The sequence below is a fragment of the Ruminococcus sp. AF17-12 genome (assembly GCF_003479245.1).
GTDB lineage: Bacteria > Bacillota > Clostridia > Lachnospirales > Lachnospiraceae > Blautia_A > Blautia_A fusiformis.
The window spans coordinates 77,659-95,772 of record NZ_QUGY01000001.1 but is presented as its reverse complement, the minus strand read 5'-3'; the positions used below and the strand labels follow the sequence as shown (position 1 = coordinate 95,772).

The 18,114-nt window shown below is 44.3% G+C and carries 21 protein-coding genes and 1 tRNA gene; 15 read left to right on the top strand and 7 right to left on the bottom strand.

The genetic code is table 11. From position 1 onward, the window contains the following. The first annotated feature begins 34 nt into the window (after positions 1-34). The 8 genes from DWW77_RS00490 to atpC all read left to right on the top strand — a co-directional run bounded on the left by DWW77_RS00490 (position 35) and on the right by atpC (position 6,303). The gene (locus DWW77_RS00490; protein ID WP_173754044.1) at positions 35-751 is read left to right on the top strand and encodes a F0F1 ATP synthase subunit A; all 717 of its coding nucleotides are present in this window, start codon (positions 35-37) and stop codon (positions 749-751) included. A gap of 63 nt (positions 752-814) precedes the next feature. Next, the gene (atpE, locus tag DWW77_RS00485; RefSeq protein ID WP_021652814.1) at positions 815-1,033 is read left to right on the top strand and encodes an ATP synthase F0 subunit C; all 219 of its coding nucleotides are present in this window, start codon (positions 815-817) and stop codon (positions 1,031-1,033) included. Between the two features lie 50 nt (positions 1,034-1,083). Further along, complete coding sequence (gene atpF, locus DWW77_RS00480) at positions 1,084-1,584, top strand: F0F1 ATP synthase subunit B (protein WP_022427145.1); 501 nt, start codon at positions 1,084-1,086, stop codon at positions 1,582-1,584. After that, complete coding sequence (gene atpH, locus DWW77_RS00475; RefSeq protein WP_118514062.1) at positions 1,565-2,068, top strand: ATP synthase F1 subunit delta; 504 nt, start codon at positions 1,565-1,567, stop codon at positions 2,066-2,068. The genes atpF and atpH overlap by 20 nt, the downstream gene beginning before the upstream one ends. A 7-nt stretch (positions 2,069-2,075) precedes the next feature. Further along, positions 2,076-3,584, top strand: a complete 1,509-nt coding sequence (gene atpA / locus DWW77_RS00470) for a F0F1 ATP synthase subunit alpha (RefSeq protein ID WP_021652816.1) — start codon at positions 2,076-2,078, stop codon at positions 3,582-3,584. Between the two features lie 8 nt (positions 3,585-3,592). Next, on the top strand, positions 3,593-4,483 hold the full coding sequence (atpG, locus tag DWW77_RS00465; RefSeq protein ID WP_118368481.1) for an ATP synthase F1 subunit gamma: 891 nt from the start codon (positions 3,593-3,595) through the stop codon (positions 4,481-4,483). Positions 4,484-4,488: 5 nt separating this feature from the next. Continuing rightward, complete coding sequence (gene atpD / locus DWW77_RS00460; protein WP_118062354.1) at positions 4,489-5,886, top strand: F0F1 ATP synthase subunit beta; 1,398 nt, start codon at positions 4,489-4,491, stop codon at positions 5,884-5,886. Positions 5,887-5,895: 9 nt separating this feature from the next. Next, positions 5,896-6,303 (top strand): ATP synthase F1 subunit epsilon, encoded by a 408-nt coding sequence (gene atpC, locus DWW77_RS00455; RefSeq protein ID WP_118368480.1) that lies wholly within the window; start codon positions 5,896-5,898, stop codon positions 6,301-6,303. A gap of 62 nt (positions 6,304-6,365) precedes the next feature. On the opposite strand, the gene DWW77_RS00450 is transcribed toward atpC, so the two are convergent. Genes DWW77_RS00450 through DWW77_RS00440 form a run of 3 tightly spaced genes read right to left on the bottom strand, consistent with a single transcriptional unit; the run spans position 6,366 to position 8,085 of the window. After that, positions 6,366-7,052 carry a hypothetical protein gene (locus DWW77_RS00450; RefSeq protein ID WP_118368479.1) on the bottom strand — a complete coding sequence of 229 codons (687 nt, stop codon included), beginning with the start codon at positions 7,050-7,052 and terminating at the stop codon, positions 6,366-6,368. A 4-nt stretch (positions 7,053-7,056) separates the two neighbouring features. Further along, entirely contained in the window at positions 7,057-7,551 is a 495-nt protein-coding gene (locus DWW77_RS00445) for a hypothetical protein (RefSeq protein WP_118607848.1), read from the bottom strand. Next, positions 7,552-8,085 carry an RNA polymerase sigma factor gene (locus DWW77_RS00440; RefSeq protein WP_118607847.1) on the bottom strand — a complete coding sequence of 178 codons (534 nt, stop codon included), beginning with the start codon at positions 8,083-8,085 and terminating at the stop codon, positions 7,552-7,554. A gap of 141 nt (positions 8,086-8,226) precedes the next feature. On the opposite strand from DWW77_RS00440, the gene DWW77_RS00435 reads away from it, so the two are divergent. Together DWW77_RS00435 and DWW77_RS00430 are read left to right on the top strand one after the other, a co-directional pair. Beyond that, on the top strand, positions 8,227-9,387 hold the full coding sequence (locus DWW77_RS00435; RefSeq protein WP_118607846.1) for an alanyl-tRNA editing protein: 1,161 nt from the start codon (positions 8,227-8,229) through the stop codon (positions 9,385-9,387). Between the two features lie 5 nt (positions 9,388-9,392). After that, positions 9,393-10,283 carry an amidohydrolase family protein gene (locus tag DWW77_RS00430; protein ID WP_118607958.1) on the top strand — a complete coding sequence of 297 codons (891 nt, stop codon included), beginning with the start codon at positions 9,393-9,395 and terminating at the stop codon, positions 10,281-10,283. On the opposite strand, the gene DWW77_RS00425 is transcribed toward DWW77_RS00430, so the two are convergent. The 3 genes from DWW77_RS00425 to DWW77_RS00415 form a co-directional block, all read right to left on the bottom strand. Continuing rightward, positions 10,253-11,416, bottom strand: a complete 1,164-nt coding sequence (locus tag DWW77_RS00425; protein ID WP_118607845.1) for a hypothetical protein — start codon at positions 11,414-11,416, stop codon at positions 10,253-10,255. The genes DWW77_RS00430 and DWW77_RS00425 overlap by 31 nt on opposite strands. Before the next feature lie 26 nt (positions 11,417-11,442). Then, on the bottom strand, positions 11,443-11,643 hold the full coding sequence (locus tag DWW77_RS00420; protein WP_118607844.1) for a hypothetical protein: 201 nt from the start codon (positions 11,641-11,643) through the stop codon (positions 11,443-11,445). A gap of 127 nt (positions 11,644-11,770) precedes the next feature. Continuing rightward, positions 11,771-12,535 (bottom strand): GNAT family N-acetyltransferase, encoded by a 765-nt coding sequence (locus DWW77_RS00415; protein WP_118514048.1) that lies wholly within the window; start codon positions 12,533-12,535, stop codon positions 11,771-11,773. Between the two features lie 269 nt (positions 12,536-12,804). Between DWW77_RS00415 and DWW77_RS00410 the strand changes: the two genes are divergently transcribed. From DWW77_RS00410 to DWW77_RS00390, 5 genes are all read left to right on the top strand, one after another. Next, positions 12,805-12,876, top strand: a tRNA-Glu gene (locus tag DWW77_RS00410). A gap of 79 nt (positions 12,877-12,955) precedes the next feature. Continuing rightward, the gene (gene nagA / locus DWW77_RS00405; protein WP_118514046.1) at positions 12,956-14,110 is read left to right on the top strand and encodes an N-acetylglucosamine-6-phosphate deacetylase; all 1,155 of its coding nucleotides are present in this window, start codon (positions 12,956-12,958) and stop codon (positions 14,108-14,110) included. Positions 14,111-14,345: 235 nt separating this feature from the next. Beyond that, positions 14,346-14,858 (top strand): prepilin peptidase, encoded by a 513-nt coding sequence (locus DWW77_RS00400; RefSeq protein ID WP_021652829.1) that lies wholly within the window; start codon positions 14,346-14,348, stop codon positions 14,856-14,858. Next, positions 14,855-15,868, top strand: coding sequence for a P-loop NTPase family protein (locus tag DWW77_RS00395; protein WP_118607843.1), 1,014 nt, complete (start codon positions 14,855-14,857; stop codon positions 15,866-15,868). The genes DWW77_RS00400 and DWW77_RS00395 overlap by 4 nt, the downstream gene beginning before the upstream one ends. Beyond that, positions 15,865-16,740: a TadA family conjugal transfer-associated ATPase gene (locus tag DWW77_RS00390; RefSeq protein WP_330547778.1), complete on the top strand. Its 876-nt coding sequence runs from the start codon at positions 15,865-15,867 to the stop codon at positions 16,738-16,740. The genes DWW77_RS00395 and DWW77_RS00390 overlap by 4 nt, the downstream gene beginning before the upstream one ends. A gap of 459 nt (positions 16,741-17,199) precedes the next feature. Here DWW77_RS00390 and DWW77_RS00380 read toward each other — a convergent pair whose 3' ends face one another. Then, positions 17,200-18,114: a DUF6551 family protein gene (locus DWW77_RS00380; RefSeq protein WP_117592861.1), complete on the bottom strand. Its 915-nt coding sequence runs from the start codon at positions 18,112-18,114 to the stop codon at positions 17,200-17,202.

Below are 18,114 nucleotides of genomic sequence, written 5' to 3'. Positions count from 1 at the left end.
CAAGGCGTGGTCATACCAATTATAAAAAGATGCGATCAGCGCCAAGAGAAAAGGAGGGAGAAAAACGGGAGATTTATCAAGTACACTGGCAGAAGAGCTAAACAGTAAGACAGCCTTTACCATTCCGGTGTTTGGTGGAATACCAATTGCAGAATGTGTGGTAGTCACATGGGTCATCATGGCGGTTCTTGTGATTCTGTCTCTGATCTTAGTTCGGAATCTCAGTGTGGAAAATCCGGGTAAGAAGCAGCTGCTTCTGGAAACCGGGGTAAGTTTTCTTCAGGATTTCTTCATGGGTATCCTTGGAGAAGAAGGCAAACAGTATGTGCCTTATTTGATGTCAACCGTAATCTACATCGGAATAGCCAATATCGCAGGCGTATTTGGTTTTACACCACCGACGAAGGACATGAATGTTACCATTGCGCTGGCGCTGATGAGCATTATTCTGATCGAGTATGCAGGCTTTCATAAGAGGGGACTGAAGGGTTTCCTGAAAAGCTTTGCGGAGCCGGTTCCGATCATGCTTCCGATCAACATTCTGGAAATAGCGATCAGACCTACATCTCTCTGCATGCGGTTGTTCGGTAATGTTCTGGGAAGCTTCGTAGTTATGAAGCTGCTGGAGTTTGTTTGTCCGGCCATTCTTCCCATACCATTCAGCCTGTATTTTGATTTCTTCGATGGATTCATACAGGCGTATGTATTTGTATTTTTAACATCCTTGTTCATCAAGGAAGCAATTGAGTAGTGAAGCGGAAGCTCCGCTTGATCTAAAAATGAAAAAAATTGTATTTTACAGGAGGAAAAAACTATGTTAATCGCAATTGGTGCAGCTATCGCAGTTCTTACAGGTATTGGAGCAGGTATTGGTATCGGTCTTGCAACATCTAAAGCAGTAGAAGCTATCGCAAGACAGCCAGAGGCAGAGAGCAAGATCAGTAAAGCACTTCTTCTTGGATGTGCTCTTGCAGAGGCAACAGCTATTTACGGTTTCGTAATCGGTCTTCTGATCATCATCATGCTTGGCTAATAGGTAAAGACGAGATACTAATTCAGGATTAAGAGAGGCAGGTGGACCAGGTGATTAAAATTGATATCAACCTTGTCTTTACTATTATAAACCTGATCGTTCTTTATCTTTTAATGAAGAAGTTCCTTTTCGGCCCGATCATTGGTGTTATGGAGAAAAGAAAAGCCATGATCGATGAGCAGTTTGCTTCAGCAGAGAAGACAACCACTGAAGCAAACCAGCTGAAAGGACAGTATGAGGATGCACTGAAATCTGCGAAGGAGGAATCCTTCAGTATTGTAGAGCAGGCTAAGGACGAGGCAAAAGTACAGGCAGACAGCATCGTGAAGAGAGCTAATGATCAGGCTGGCCAGATTCTTGAGAAAGCAAGAAGAGACATCAGCACTGAGCAGGAAGCTGCTATGAAAGCGATGGAAGGCAAAGTGGCTGAGCTGGCAATGGATGCAGCATCCAGAATCATGGGAAAAAAGAACGACGAAGCACAGGATATGTCCCTATATGACCAGTTTTTAGAAGGAGCAGGTGATCCTCATGACAGAGACGTCCATTAATTATGCAAAAGCATTATACGGTCTTTCTGTCCCGGGGGAGGCAATCTGCGAAACAGGAAAGATTTTTAAGAATACACCTGAGATAGGTAAAATGCTTGAAAATCCACTTGTTTCCCTCAAAGAAAAAGAACAGGTAATAGAGCGGGTTTTTCCGCAGGAAATGAAGAGTTTTCTTAAAGTAACGTGTAAGTATCAGAAGATTGACAGAATCGGAGAGATCCTTGAAGCTTATGATGCTTACAGCCGGGAACAGAAAGGAATTCTCAAGGCAGAGCTTCTTTATGTAACACGTCCTACCGAAGCGCAGGAAGATAAGATGAAGGAGTTTCTCCGTAGCCAGTTTTCTGCCAGAGAAGTGGAACTTACCCTTACAGAGGATAAAAGCCTTGTAGGTGGATTTGTTCTCAGGGCAGGAGATCGTGAGTACGACTGGAGCCTCATCGGACGTTATAAGAAACTGAAACAGAAATTAACCCGGAGGTGAAATTGAATTGGGTGCAATAAATCCAGATGAAATCATTTCGATTCTCAAGGAAGAAATAAAGAACTATGACGAAATCAGCAAGGACCAGGAAGTAGGCACTGTCATCTCCGTGGGAGATGGCATCGCAACTGTTTATGGTATCGATCATGCCATGTACGGTGAGGTTGTGACTTTCGAGAATGGTCTGAAAGGTATGGTACAGGATGTCCGTGCCAACAGCATGGGATGTATTCTTTTCGGAAAGGATACAGGAATCAAGGAAGGCACCAAGGTTGCCAGAACTGGCAAACAGGCAGGTATTCCGGTAGGTGATAAATTTATCGGAAGAATCGTAAACGCACTTGGTGAGCCTATTGATGGAAAGGGAGAGATCCAGGCAGAGGAATACCGCCCGATCGAGAATCCGGCTCCTGGAATCATCGATCGTAAGTCTGTAACTGTACCTCTGGAAACAGGAATCCTTTCCATTGATTCCATGTTTCCGATCGGCCGTGGACAGCGAGAGCTGATCATCGGCGACAGACAGACAGGTAAAACATCCATCGCAACAGATACGATCATCAACCAGAAAGGTAAGGATGTGATCTGTATCTATGTTGCCATCGGACAGAAAGCTTCTACCGTTGCAAAGGTAGTTTCCAATCTTGAAAAATACGGTGCAATGGAGTATACAACTGTATTCTCCGCAACAGCCAGTGACTGTGCACCGCTTCAGTATATTGCTCCTTACGCTGGTACTGCTCTTGCAGAGTATTTCATGTATCAGGGCAAAGACGTATTGATCGTATATGATGATCTTTCCAAGCATGCAGTGGCATATCGTGCATTGTCACTTCTGCTTGAGCGTTCTCCGGGACGTGAGGCATATCCTGGTGACGTATTCTATCTTCATTCCAGACTTCTGGAGCGTTCCAGCCGTCTGAGTGAAGAGGCAGGCGGCGGATCCATTACGGCACTTCCGATCATCGAGACACAGGCCGGTGATGTATCTGCATACATTCCTACAAACGTAATTTCCATCACAGATGGTCAGATATTCCTGGAAAGTGATCTGTTTTTCTCAGGCATGCGTCCGGCAGTCAATGTTGGTCTTTCCGTATCCCGTGTTGGTGGTGCTGCACAGACCAAGGCTATGAAGAAAGCTTCCGGTAGTGTACGTATCGACCTGGCACAGTACAGAGAGATGGAAGTGTTCACCCAGTTCAGTTCAGATCTGGATGAGGCTACAACTGCACAGCTGAAATACGGAAGCTGTCTGATGGAGCTTCTGAAACAGCCGCTCTGCAGCCCGTTAAGTCTTCATCAGCAGGTAATTACTCTCTGCGTTGCGACTCACAAGCTGATGGTAGATGTAGAAAAGAAAGAGATCAAGAAATATCAGAAGGATCTTCTGGAGTACTTTGATAATGTATATCCTGAGATCGGCAAAGAGATCGAGACTACAAAGCAGCTCTCTGATGAGCTTGTAGAGAAAATCGTAAAGGCGGCAGAAGAATTCAGAGATAAGAGCAGGTAGGTGTTGATATGGCAAATGCAAAAGAAATACAGACTCGTATGAAAAGCATTCAGGACACCATGAAGATCACCAATGCGATGTACATGATTTCTTCTTCCAAGATGCAAAAGGCCAAGAAGATCCTGCAGGATACGGAACCATATTTCTATAATATGCAGGCCGCCATTGCCAGGATCCTCCGTCATATGCCGGATATCCAGCATCCTTTCTTCAGTGAGCGTCATCTTGTTCCGAAGGATGAAAGAAAGGTAGGTACCATTGTCATTACAGGTGATAAAGGTATGGCTGGTGCATACAATCATAATGTACAGAAAATGACAGAAGATTTCATGGAAGAGGTACCGGGACATCACAAGCTGTATGTCCTTGGTATGGTAGGGCGTCAGTATTTCGGCAAGAGAGATGTGGATATGGACGGCAGTTTTCATTATACCGTGCAGAAGCCGACTATGCACAGAGCACGCCTTATCACAGATGAGATCGTACGTGCGTTTTTGGAAAGAGAGCTGGATGAAATTCACATTGTCTATACACAGATGCTGAATGCGATGGCAATGGAAAATGTGAATATGCAGCTTTTACCGCTGAAAAAGGCTGATTTTAAAGTGGGTCAGATTCCGGCAGATATTTATCAGGAGGAGATCGTGTTATCTCCGTCTGCAGATGTACTTCTGGATACTATGATCCCCAACTACCTTACAGGTGTGATCTATGGATGTCTTGTAGAGGCATATGCCAGTGAGAACAGTGCGAGAATGACAGCAATGCAGTCCTCTACAGATAGTGCGAGGGCGATGCTGAAGGATCTTTCCATTCAGTATAATCGAGCACGTCAGGCTGCGATCACGCAGGAGATCACAGAGGTTATCAGCGGTGCTAAAGCACAAAAAAGGAAGTGATGACTATGAATAAAGGTAAGATCGTACAGGTTATGGGACCTGTTGTAGACGTTGTTTTTGAAGACGGACAGCTTCCGGATATCAAGGATGCCCTTGAAGTCGAGAACAACGGTAAGAGATGCGTTATGGAGGTGTCCCAGCACCTTGGAAATAATATCGTGCGCTGCATCATGCTGGGAGCCAGCGAGGGCCTGCAGCGAGACAGAGAAGTAACAGCTACCGGAAGCGGTATCAAGGTTCCGGTTGGAGATAAAACACTTGGTCGTCTGTTCAACGTTCTTGGAGATACCGTAGATGGCGGTGATTCCCTGGACGGTGAGGAGCATTGGGTCATCCATCGTGATCCGCCTTCATTTGAAGAGCAGAAACCGGCAGTTGAGATCCTGGAAACAGGTATCAAGGTTATCGATCTTCTTGCTCCATATGCAAAAGGTGGTAAGATCGGTCTGTTCGGTGGTGCCGGTGTTGGTAAGACAGTCCTTATCCAGGAGCTGATCCAGAATATCGCTACCGAGCATGGTGGATATTCTATTTTCACCGGTGTCGGTGAGCGTTCCCGTGAGGGTAATGACCTTTGGACAGAAATGAAGGAATCAGGTGTTCTTGAGAAGACAGCCTTAGTGTTCGGACAGATGAACGAGCCGCCCGGAGCACGTATGCGTGTTGCGGAGACCGGACTTACTATGGCAGAGTATTTCCGTGATCAGGAGCACAGAGACGTACTTCTTTTTATTGATAATATCTTCCGTTTTGTACAGGCAGGATCTGAGGTTTCCGCTCTGCTTGGACGTATGCCGTCCGCAGTAGGATACCAGCCTACACTGGCAACTGAGATGGGTGAGCTTCAGGAGAGGATCGCATCTACCAAGGAAGGATCCGTTACATCCGTACAGGCCGTATATGTACCGGCCGATGACCTGACTGACCCGGCTCCGGCAACAACATTTGCTCATCTGGATGCGACAACGGTTCTTTCCCGTAAGATCGTTGAGCAGGGTATTTATCCGGCTGTAGATCCGCTTGAGTCTACTTCCCGTATCCTGGAGGCAGATATTGTTGGTGAGGAACATTACGAGGTTGCACGTAGAGTACAGGAGATTCTTCAGAAATATAAAGAGCTGCAGGACATCATTGCTATTCTTGGTATGGAGGAGCTCTCAGAGGAAGATAAGCAGACAGTATTTCGTGCAAGAAAGATCCAGAAGTTCCTTTCACAGCCGTTCCATGTAGCTGAGAACTTCACCGGTATCAAAGGTAAATATGTACCGCTGAAAGAGACGATCCGTGGCTTCAAGGCAATCATTGACGGTGAAATGGATGAGTATCCGGAGAACGCATTCTTTAATGTTGGAACCATTGATGATGTAATTGCAAAAGCAAAAGCCGAGGAGAACCGGCAGTAAGGAGCGGCTATGAGTGAGACATTTGGCCTGGAAATATATGCCAGCAATAAACTGGCTTATGCAGGACGTGCTCAGAAGCTTATTATCCCGGCAGTGGATGGTGAGCAGGGATTTCTTGCTCATCATGCGAATGTGGTAGCAACCATTATTCCAGGTGAGATGCGTTTTGAGGATGCAGATGGAAATACACATGTTTTTGCTGTGAGCAGCGGATTTGTTGAGATGATCAATAACCGTGCCAAGCTGTTCTGTCTCAGTGTAGAAAGCCCCGAGGAAATCGATATCCGTCGTGCGCAGGAAGCGAAGGATCGTGCAGAGGAGCAGCTTCGTCAGAAACAGAGTATTATGGAATACCACAGGAGTCAGCTGGCTCTTGCGAGAGCAATGACACGTCTTAAGGTAACACATAAGCAGTAAATTTAAATCATATAAAAAGATCCATTGTCAGGAAACTGACAGTGGATCTTTTTTTCTCTGTGTTATTTTGTGGATGAAGCAGAATCAGAATCGGTATTTTCCAGATCAGCAATGGGAGAAGCTTCAGATGCTGTATCTTTGTCGGAGTTATCAGAAGTATGAACAGGCTTTTCTGTCAGCTGCTGATATGGACGATAGGGTTCCCAGTAATGCTCTTCTTTTGTTTCGGTTTCCTGTTTCAGCTTCTTTTTCTGCTGAGTAAGAAGATAAATACCTGCAGCAATGATACCTGCAGCAATGATGATCTGCGGAAGGCTGTTGCAGATATTGTATACATAGTCGACTATATTAGTCGGTACAATGAGGTACAAAAGACTTGTGAAACGACTCCACAGGATGCAGATACCAAGCAGGATCAGGACCCATGCAGCTGCACTTTGATGCTTTTGTAAGAATTTTCCCATATCACCGGAAAGCTGATCCATGTGAAGAATGTAATTATCCTCTACAGAGTAGAATTCTTCTTCTGATAGGGATTTCAGATTATGGACATTAAAAAAACTATAGAACCATATTACCGGGAGAAACATGGCCAGCCATCCAAGGCCGGTTATGGATGCCAGTGCGATCGATCCCCAGAACAGCAGCATAATGCTGATTCCCTGTTTTTTAAATCCCATGTACATTTCCCCGGCACCGGGGATCAAGGAAAAGATAAATACCCAGAAACCATGTTTTTGTTTTTTCATAAATTTACTTGCCTCCGTTTATAATTTTATTCGTAAGATCATTCAGATTATTACTGATCTTCTGAGAATGTTCACTGAGCTGGGAACCTACCTCTCTGGAAAGCTGATTCAGGCCGGAACCAATGTCAAGGGATGAAGAAATCTTAACTTTTGTTTCCGGTGAAGGATGAAGAGCCGTAAAATCTGTCTGCGATACAGAAAAAAGCATGATCAGCGCAACACCCATACCTACGGCAGTCCGTAAGCCTGCACAGAGAAGCTTCATCCAATAAGCAGTTTCATGTATTTTTCTGGAAGCCTGAACTTCCGGAGAAGCTGCCTTTTTCAGAATTTCATCCTGCAGATAGGATGGAGCATACTCAGAAGCGGCATCCTCATTCTGAAGAAGTTCATCCAGACAGAAATCACATTGATCCATATGCTCCAGAAAACGGATCATTTCATCCGTATTCATGGTTCCGTTCTGGAATTTCTGGAATTCATCCTGTGGTATGTGCATCTAATCACTCCTTTCCAGCAGTGCCTTCAGCATAGATCTGGACCGGTAGATCTGCGTCTGTACTGTTTTGATATTTTTATTCTGCGCTTTTGCAATTTCTGCGGCGGTTTTTTCTTCGCAGAAATGCTCAATGGCAACCTCCCTGTAGGGGCTCTTTAGCGCTGAACATAAATGTCGGATCCGATCCTTGAAATCTTTGTCCAGAAATGCCTCCTCCGGGGAAAACTCTTTATCATGGAGCTGTTCAAAATAGGTGTCCTCTGTGGGAATGGTACGTCTGCCGGCTGCTTTCAGATGATCCAGACATTTTCTGACTGCAATCTTGCTGAGCCAGGCTTTTTCGTAGGTGCCATCAAAACGGGAGAGATTTTTGTAGGCGGAAAGAAAAACATCCTGTGTCAGATCCTCGGCGTCAAAGGGATTGCCCACCGATTTCAGACAAATGGAAAATATTAAATTTTGGTATGTATGTATCAGATATTCCAGATATTCTTCCCGTGTGATGCAATCAGCTCCCTTCTCTTCCCGTTTCATTTATTATAACGCGGAACCTGAAGGAAAGACTTCAGCTTTTATGGAAAAATATGTAAATCATTGGATAAATGCCGTTTTTATATAGCGGGGAGAGAAAATTTGGTCTATACTATAAGTCGTCAAAGCAGAGATGCAGAAAGGATGAGACAAATGACAGAGACGAAACGCTTATATTATGAAGATGTATATAAAAAAGAATTTACAGCCAAAGTCCTGGAGTGCAGAGAAGCCAAAAAAGGCTTTCATATCATTCTGGATGAGAGTGCTTTTTACCCGGAGGGCGGCGGACAGCCAAGCGATACCGGATATCTCAACGATGTGAAAGTAAAGGAAGTGCATGAAAAGGAGGGAGAACTTCTCCATTATACAGATCAGCCGATGGAAGCCGGAACAGAAGTACAGGGACGCATTGACTGGGTAAGAAGGTTTGATCTGATGCAGCAGCATTCCGGTGAGCACATGGTGAGCGGACTGATCCATGAGGCTTACGGATATGATAATGTAGGCTTTCATATGGGGAGCGATACCATTACCATAGATCTGAATGGCCCGTTGGATGAGGTGCAGCTTGCCGAGATCGAGCGGAAAACAAACCAAAAGATATGGGAAGATACGCAGATAAAGATCATATATCCTACAGCGGAGGAACTGGAAAAAATCGACTACCGAAGCAAAAAAGAGCTTACCGGTCAGGTGCGGATCGTAGAATTTCCAGGGGTGGATATCTGTGCCTGCTGCGGAACTCATGTGACACATACCGGAGAGATCGGAATGGTGAAGCTCCTTTCCGTGGAAAAATTCCGTGAAGGTGTCCGTATTGAGATGATCTGCGGAAAACGTGTTCTGAATTATCTGAATATGATCAACGAGCAGAACCATCAGATTTCTGTAAAGCTTTCTGCAAAAATGGATAAGACTGCGCAGGCAGTGGAACGTCTTCAGGAAGAGAATTTCCGCTTGAAAGGACAGGTTGGTCAGCTGGTAGACGACATGTGCCGGAAAGAGGCAGAGCGTTATGCAGGAAGCGGAAGCGTTCTCATCTTTATGGATGGAATGGATGCAGACAGTGTGCGGAAGCTTGCAGATGCGGTGACACAGACCTGCCAGGGCTGCTGTGCGGTTTTTTCCAGAAATGCAGATGGAAGCTATAAATATGCAATGGGTGAAAAGGACGGAGATCTTCGCCGATTTACAAAGGAAATGAATGAGAAATTAAATGGACGCGGAGGTGGGAAGCCGTTTTTTGTACAGGGGTCGGTGCAGGCATCTGAGAAAGAGATCCGAAACTTTTTTGAGCAGTGATGAAAATGTTTGGAGAATGTCATGCACATATATTTCTCAATGGCTATGATTACCGGAAAGCCGTTGAGACACAGAAAAACGGACCCCGGGATGCTCTGATCCGTGCTCATCTTGAGGAATACCGGAAAAGAGGAATCCGTTTTGTGAGAGACGGAGGAGATCATTACGGTGTGTCAAAGCGGGCTTCCAGACTGGCTCCGGAATATGAAATTGACTATCGCACACCGGTTTTTGCCATTTATAAAGAGGGCCATTATGGGAAGATCGTTGGAAAAAGCTTCTCAGACATGAAGGAATATCACAGAAGAGTTCTGGAAGCTGCCGCTGAAGGTGCGGATTTTATCAAGATCATGACTACAGGGCTTCTGGATTTTGCAGATCACGGGAAAATTACGGGAACGCCGCTTTCAGCAGCGGATGTGAAAGAAATGGTACATATTGCTCATGAAGAGGGCTTTGCCGTGATGAGCCATACAAATGGATGCTATGGCGTACAGGCAGCAGTAGAGGCTGGTGTTGACAGTATTGAGCATGGGAACTATATGGATGATGAGACGATTTCCATACTGGCAGACAGTGAAAGCGTGTGGGTTCCGACACTTGTAACTGTGCGGAATCTTAAAGGCTGCGGCAGATTTGAAGATACGATCCTTGCATCTATTATAAAGACAGGCGAGCAGAATCTGAAGAAAGCTTTTGAAAAGAAGGTTCATGTGGCAGTAGGAAGCGATGCCGGTGCATATCAGGTTCTTCACGGCCAGGGTGTACAGGATGAAAGCAGAGCTTTTTTTGATATACTGGGTGATACGCAGGCAGTACGAAGCTGGATGGAAGATGGAGAAAAAAGGATCCGCACCATCTTCCGTCACGGGTCTTCGAATTTAATACAGGTATAAATATTGGAGGTGCGTGATTTCGCAGGGTTGAAAGTAACCCGGAGATCGGCACCTTCTTCCATTCCGCTTGAGGAAAGGTCCGGAACGTTTTCACGGCTGCAGAGGATCTTTACGCCGTCGTATGTCTGGAGCAGCACGGTATTGGCGGTTGTGCCCAGGATCGTGCCGGTTACAGTAGAAGTAATGTTGCGTACTGAAAGTATGTCCGGATCCTCCCCGGTGATTCCACGGATCTTCATGCCGCTGGTGGATTCACCATTAAATTTACCGGTATAGATAATGTTTACATAAGATCCAGGAGCCATTCCTCCTTTGAAATATACAGGAACGGAGGAAAGTGAAACAGTCAGTTCCGAGCCTGTGGTCTGCGGAATGACAGTCATTGTGCCGGTGCTGACATTTACGATCTTTGCACGGAGATGCTGCTCTTTTTTCTTCGGTTCGGGGGAAGGAGTAGGAGTTGCTGCAGGTACTTTCAGTGGATCCGTATCGGAGACACTGATCACTTTTGTGAAACTGCCGTCATACTGCTTGTCACTCACGAGGGTTTCGTTGATGAATTTACCGCGAAAATGGACATAGATCCACTTGCCGGCCTTGAAGCCTTTTTTGTAGTATTGTCTGACACCGGTGACAGGGAAGGTTACAGTATTTCCCTTTTCTGTGACTATCACAAGGGCATTGGAGGTGAGTGATTTCACTTTGCCCTTTAAAGTGCGGTCCTCCAGAGGAGTTTCATTATGATATTTGTCGGTTATTTTGATGGGAGAAATGGTGCTGATATCGGTTCCGGAAAGCTGTCCTTGGTAGATCACACTGACCTGATCACTGGATACAACGCCGTATTTGCATTCAAGTCTTGTCTGGGAAACATCAAATACATAGGTTTCTCCATTGCTGGAAATCGTCAGGTGTGTACCGTCAAAATCCAGCAGTGTGCCGGTAAGCTCATCCATATAAACACGTTCTTCCGTGGAAGGCTCCTGATCTTCCTGTTCTGTGGAATCTGAAGCAGTAACGTCTGAAATTTTATCCTGAAGAGAAATAATATGATCATCGATCTGATCATTGCTGCAGCCTCCCGCAAAAAGGGAAAGGCCGAGAATCATACATGCAGCAGACAGTTTTTTCATTTGTGTCCTCCGACCCGGGATAACGGTCAGTCCTGTTTATCTGTAAGATCATGGTTTTCCGACGCCGGTATAAAGTTAAAGATCTGGCGGAAAGAATCCCATTGCTCACGGCTGTCGATTCCATGGTTGATCAGACCCGTGCATTCAGTACAGGCATTGGTATCCAGATAATTATCGTAATAAATATGATAGGGATTTTGGGTGTTTTTTTCCTGCGGATCGTTCATCGGATCAGTCTCCTTATCGATTGATAAGGATCAGTATATGAAGGCAGGAAAGATTTTATACATATTAAGGGTATTATAGCAAAAAGATTTTTTGATTTCTACAGGGATTTACGGAAAATCCATGCATTTACTGAAAACGTGTTCCTACAGGCTGAACACGGAACCAGTAGGTATAGAAATACTGAAATCCAAGAGAGCTGTAAAGCTTTTCTGCGGAAGCATTGTTTTTTACCACTTGAAGATAGGCGTGGCTGGCGCCTCTTTTTTTGCCCTCATTGAGAAGACCGGTACAGATCTGACGGGCATATCCTCTGCGGCGATAATCTTCACGCACATGAATGGCATAGATACCGATGTAGTCGCGATCCAGGATCCCAAGACCTGTGGCAATGATCTCGCCGTTTTTTGTTATGGAAGCGCAGACAGTTTCCTTAAGAATGGCACGGTACATGGAAGGAACGACGCTTCGATGAATCGGATTTGTAGTTCTTTTCAGGTCAAAAAGGCTGTGAATCCAGAAATCCGGAATTTCATCGGAAAAAAGCACATCAGTGACAGGCGCATCCAGAACGGCACTGTCCAGGTCTACAGTCATAACATTTGTTATGTGCTGAACGGAATAGCCTCTGTTTTCCAGCATATAGTCAAAATCCGGGGATACAAGGGGGCTGATCTTAAAGATCGCAGGAGTTCCCAGACGCTTATAGACCTGTTCGCAGTAGGGGATTTTTTCGCGCCATGGAAGTGTGGAGGTTCCGAACTGTTCCACACTGTTGGTCCTGTGTGTATAAAAATAAGAAAAACGTAAGATCCATCCGTCATAAAGTTCCATTTTATGGGAAGGCCATGCGTTCAGTGACATATCTTCGATTTTTTTGATCGTTGTTTCCATAGTATTACCTTTCTGATATACCGGGTGGATCATTATCCGCAGTTGATTATTTTGGTATTGGTGCTTTGATAGTAGCACTTACACCAGCAGTGGTCAAGCGTACGAAATATCGGAAAATGGGTAAAAAACGAATAAACGTGAAAAACATGAAAATTTTTTAAAAAAATTAAAAAAAGTACTTGCATTTTGAAAGAAAGTGTTATATACTAACGAAGTCGGTTGAGGGAAACAACAAAAAACAAAATCAAACGACAGAAACAAAAGAATATGGCCAGTTGGTCAAGGGGTTAAGACGCCGCCCTCTCACGGCGGAAACACGGGTTCGATTCCCGTACTGGCTATTAACTGAAAGCGATCAGAACATGTTTCTGGTTGCTTTTTTGTTTATGATCACAAATGGGGATTTTGGGAGGTTTTACTATGATCATTGATAATGTGTATGTTTTTACACCGGACAAAGCGTTTGTAAAAGGCGGGATTATCCTGGATGGGGATAAGATCCGACAGGTTTATGAAGAAAAGGATGCGCCGCAGCTTAGCGGGGACGTTATGGACGGAAAAGGCTGCTACGCCATTCCGGGACTGATCGATCTGCATTTTCATGGATGCAAGGGAGATGATTTCTGCGACGGAGACAAAGATGCGATTGGAAGGATCGCGGAATATGAGGCATCGGTAGGAGTTACAGCGATTGCACCAGCTACCATGACTTTGCCGGTAGAGGAACTGGAGCAGATCCTCCATACAGCTGCAGAATATAAAAAAGAAACAAAGGACTGCCGTAAGGCAGATTTTCTGGGGATCAATATGGAAGGGCCGTTTATCAGCCCGGCGAAAAAAGGTGCACAGGACGCGAGAAATATCCTTCCATGCAATGTGGAAATCTGTGACCGTTTTTTAAAGGCCTCGGAAGGTCTGGTAAAATTTATAGGGATTGCACCTGAAGAAAGTGAACATGCAGCAGAATTTATCCGGGAAGTTCATGAAAGGGTCAATATTTCTCTGGCACATACCAACGCAGATTACGATACAGCAATGGAAGCATGCAGAGCAGGAGCAAACCATGCAGTCCATCTGTATAATGCAATGCCTGCGTTTACGCATCGTGCACCAGGCGTCGTAGGTGCTGTTTTTGATAATAAGGATGTTATGGCAGAGATCATATGTGACGGGATCCATATCCATCCGTCTGTTGTCCGGGCCACCTTTCAGATGATGGGAGCTGACAGGATGATCCTGATCAGCGATAGTATGAGAGCTACCGGTATGCCGGACGGTCAGTATACACTGGGCGGACTGGATGTTAAGGTTGTGGGAAGACTTGCCACGCTGGTATCTGATGGTGCGATCGCAGGATCTGCCACAAATCTGATGGATTGTATGCGTACAGTTGTTAAAAAGATGGATCTTCCGCTGGAAACAGCCGTGGCCTGCGCGACCATAAATCCGGCCAGAAGCCTTGGGGTAGAAGAACAGTACGGATCTCTGGAAGCAGGTAAAAAAGCTCATGTGGTACTGCTGGATCAGGATCTCGAACTGAAAGCAGTGATCAAGGACGGAGTAAAGATCCGATAAGATCATAGAAGATAAAGAGATAAAAAATAAAAAGATAAAAAGAATTTCAGGAGCAGATGACAGCAAAATTCGTGTCAGAATTTGTCGAACGAAAATGCTGGACAAAATGCTCCTGAAATTTTATAATTAATTTCACCAGAGATCTTCTGGTATCGATCACCGCCAGGTCAGGCGGGAAATCCCATTTTTATCATAACTGAATAAACATATATTTTAAGAAGGAAAGGGGGCGTGTATGTTTCTTTATGGAGAATTATCCGTGGTGATATCTGCGATGGCGGTCTGGATGGATCTTAAAGATGCATCTGTAGACAATGGATGGATCCTTTTTTCTTTTATGATCGGTTTCCTGATCCAGATCACAGAAAACGGGCCGAAAGGTGGAGTGATCTTTCTGGCGGGAGTGGCTGTGCCGGTGCTTCTTTTGGGAATCCTTTTCATATTCCATATGATCGGCGCCGGAGATATCAAGCTTCTGTGCGCACTTGGCGGGATCATGGGGCCGCGGACAGTTATGGAATGTATTGTTTATTCTCTGCTTGCAGGTGCAGGCATTTCTCTGGCAATTCTTATTTCTACAGGCGGTATCCGCCGACGATTCCTTTATTTATATCAGTATATGAATGAGTTTTACTGTACCGGTGAGATACGTCCTTATTACAGAAAGGGGATGAGCTTTCCGGAGAACTTTCATTTTACGGTACCCATATTTTTGAGTGCGGTGCTTTATGCAGGAGGTGTGTATTGAAGAAAAACATATTTGCAGTCTGTGATCTGGAGGTGGATTATGCTTTCAATTTTATGGATTATCTGAACCAGAAAAAGAATCTTCCGTTTGAGATCCAGGCATTTACCACGGCAGAAAGTCTCATTGCATACGGAAAAGAAAATCATATTGAGTTGCTGCTGATTTCCGATAAAGCAATGCGAAAAGAAGTCCGTGACCTTGGTATCGGAAAGATCATCATTCTTTCAGAAGGTGTGCATCCTCCGGAACTGGATCAGTATTCAAGTGTGTATAAATACCAATCTTCCTCAGATGTGATAAGGGAGGTGATGGCCTGCTATGGAGAAGAGAAATCTCTTGATCCGGTAACTTTTCCTGTGTTGAAAAAAACAATGGAGATCATCGGTGTTTTTTCTCCTCTTGGCAGATGTCTGAAGACATCCTTTGCACTTGCGCTGGGACAGATACTGGCGAAAGAACGTGCCGTTCTTTATCTGAATCTGGAATCCTATTCTGGTTTTGAGGAACTTCTTGGGAAAAAATTTCCGGCTAATCTGAGTGATCTGTTTTATTATGTTCGCCAGGGAAATGAAAACCTGATCCATAGAATGAACGGAATGATCCAGACAGTAAACAATCTGGATTTTATACCGCCGGTAAGAACACCTTCAGATATCCGGACCGTGGACTGGGAAGACTGGGAGCGGCTGTTGCAGGAGATCGTACTTCACAGTTCCTATGAAGTGCTGATTCTGGATATGGGAGAAAATGCAGATGAGGATTTTCGGCTTCTGGAAATGTGCAGAAAAATCTATATGCCGGTTTTGAATGACACACTTTCCGTTTGTAAGGTGACACAATTCGAAAATCTTCTGCGTATCTGGAATAAAGAAAAGATTCTGGAAAAAACAGAAAAGGTGCACCTGCCCTTTCATATGGACATGATCTCTTCTGACGCTTACGTTGAACAGCTGGTATGGAGTGAACTGGGAGATTATATCCGTGAACTTTTGAGAAAGGAGCGGTCATGAACAGAGAAAAATTCCGGGAAATGTATGATCTGCTCATGGAACAGCTGGATGTTTCCAGAGAACTGTCCGATGATGAGATCCTGGGGGTGATCGATGAACTGATATTAACTCAGGCAAGGGAACTGTTTCTTTCACTGAAGGAGAAAGTAGAGCTCAGACAGGAACTGTTCTGTTCTGTGCGTAAGCTGGATGTTCTGCAGGAACTAATCGATGATGAAAGTGTTACGGAGATCATGGTAAATGGTCCGGATCATATTTTTGTGGAACGTGGAGGAAAACTGACCAGATGGAATAAGGTCTTCACGTCGGAAGAGAAGCTGGAGGATGTAATCCAGCAGATCGTAGGGCGCTGTAACCGGGTTGTCAACGAGTCCATGCCCATTGTAGATGCAAGGCTGGAAAACGGAGCACGTGTGAATGCAGTGGTTTATCCGGTTGCTCTGAATGGTCCTATCCTGACGATCCGCCGTTTTCCGGATGATCCTATCACAATGGAAAAACTGATCGCTTTTGGAAGCATCACCGAAGAATGTGCACAGTTTTTAAAAAAACTTGTTCAGGCAAGATATTCTATTGTGATCGGTGGGGGTACAGGCAGTGGAAAAACAACATTCCTTGGTGCTGTTACAGAATATATTCCAAAAGATGAGCGCCTGATCACCATTGAAGATAATGCGGAGCTTAAGATCCGGGGAATTGATAACCTGGTATGTCTGGAGGCAAAAATGGCCAATATGGCGGGCGCGGTGTCAGTAACGATCCGAGATTTGATCCGGTCAGCCCTTCGAATGAGACCGGACAGGATAATTGTAGGGGAAGTCCGTGGAGGAGAGGCAGTGGATATGCTGCAGAGCCTTATATGTACTATATAACAATTATATATATAACGTATATAAGGATGGAAAATATAGATTAGAGGGAAGGCATAGGAACGATATGAACATTAAGTATAGGTTATTGTGTAAAAGGTTAATAGAGGAAAGGAAGAGAGTAGGTGTCATTCAATATTATAATGTACTGTTCATAATGGAGTTATTGTCAGATAAAGACATATGGTTTTTAGAACAGTGGGTGAACGGTATAAATAACATATGTATGAAGGATATACATAACTGGTGTAGAATGCATTTTGTTAAATATCACACTGTATTTGTTTACAGGAAAGAGTATCCGGTAAAAGCAAATATTTGGAATGGATATTCATATATAAGGTGGCGGATGGAGCGGATGATGAATTTGGAATAAGATAAAATAGTGCTTGCATGAAAGGGAGTCTTAGAGTAGGGTATTCTTTTGAAAGTATGGATAGAACGAAGGCTGAAGGCTCTGCGCTATTCGTTTGGCAGAGCCTGAGTGTTGTCCTGATCCGTAGAAAATAAATCTAACTGACCTTCTGGAGTGGAACTTTGACCGGATTCATCTTCAGTTGATTGTTCTCTTTTTTTGGGTGTTTTATGAGTGTATAATTTCTCAAAAGGAAGTGAATACTTGGATTTTTTATTGTATTCTAGTAAAAGAGCTTCTGCAAACCCTAATGAACCGGCACGACGTTCTCTGGCAGTACGACTGATTTCTCTGACAGAGACACGTCCTACTTTTTCTTTAAATGTGTCATCTTTCATTGTTTCTCCATAAGCATTATCCAGACGGGCAATAGCATTAAGCATATTGGAGCTAAAGGACATAGGCGCGCCTTCCCATGTGGCAACGCAAAGGCGTAAAACACGATCAAGAGTGTGAAAACCATATTTTTCATAGATATTAATTAAAGTGGATACAGCACATATACCTCCGGGGCGAGAGGAAGAAGTAATAGAGAGATCATATGATTCAACAAGGTCACGAATAATAAGTTCTCTATCATTACCAGCTTCAATATTAGCCATGAATATTTCATAAGGTAGTAACGATTTGACATATTTCATCTGATTTGCAAAAATATCTGCTTCTTGAGTGTAAACAAGATCATCATAAACCATGCACCAGACAGGAGTTTCTCTTGATCCAGAGACGAGAGCGACAATTTCTATAGTGTGTTGTCCGTTGAACACATAATTTATCCCATCACGTCTACTTACTTTTACAGGGTTTATCTGATAAAGGTCAAAATTAGCTGCAGCACGCTGAACGTGTTTGATAGAAAGATTACGTTGGTAATCTTGATTTGAACATAAATTTTTAATAGGTATTTGCTCAAAATGCACTTGGGGAACAAACTTTTGTAAATCTTCGGTATTTCCATCCAT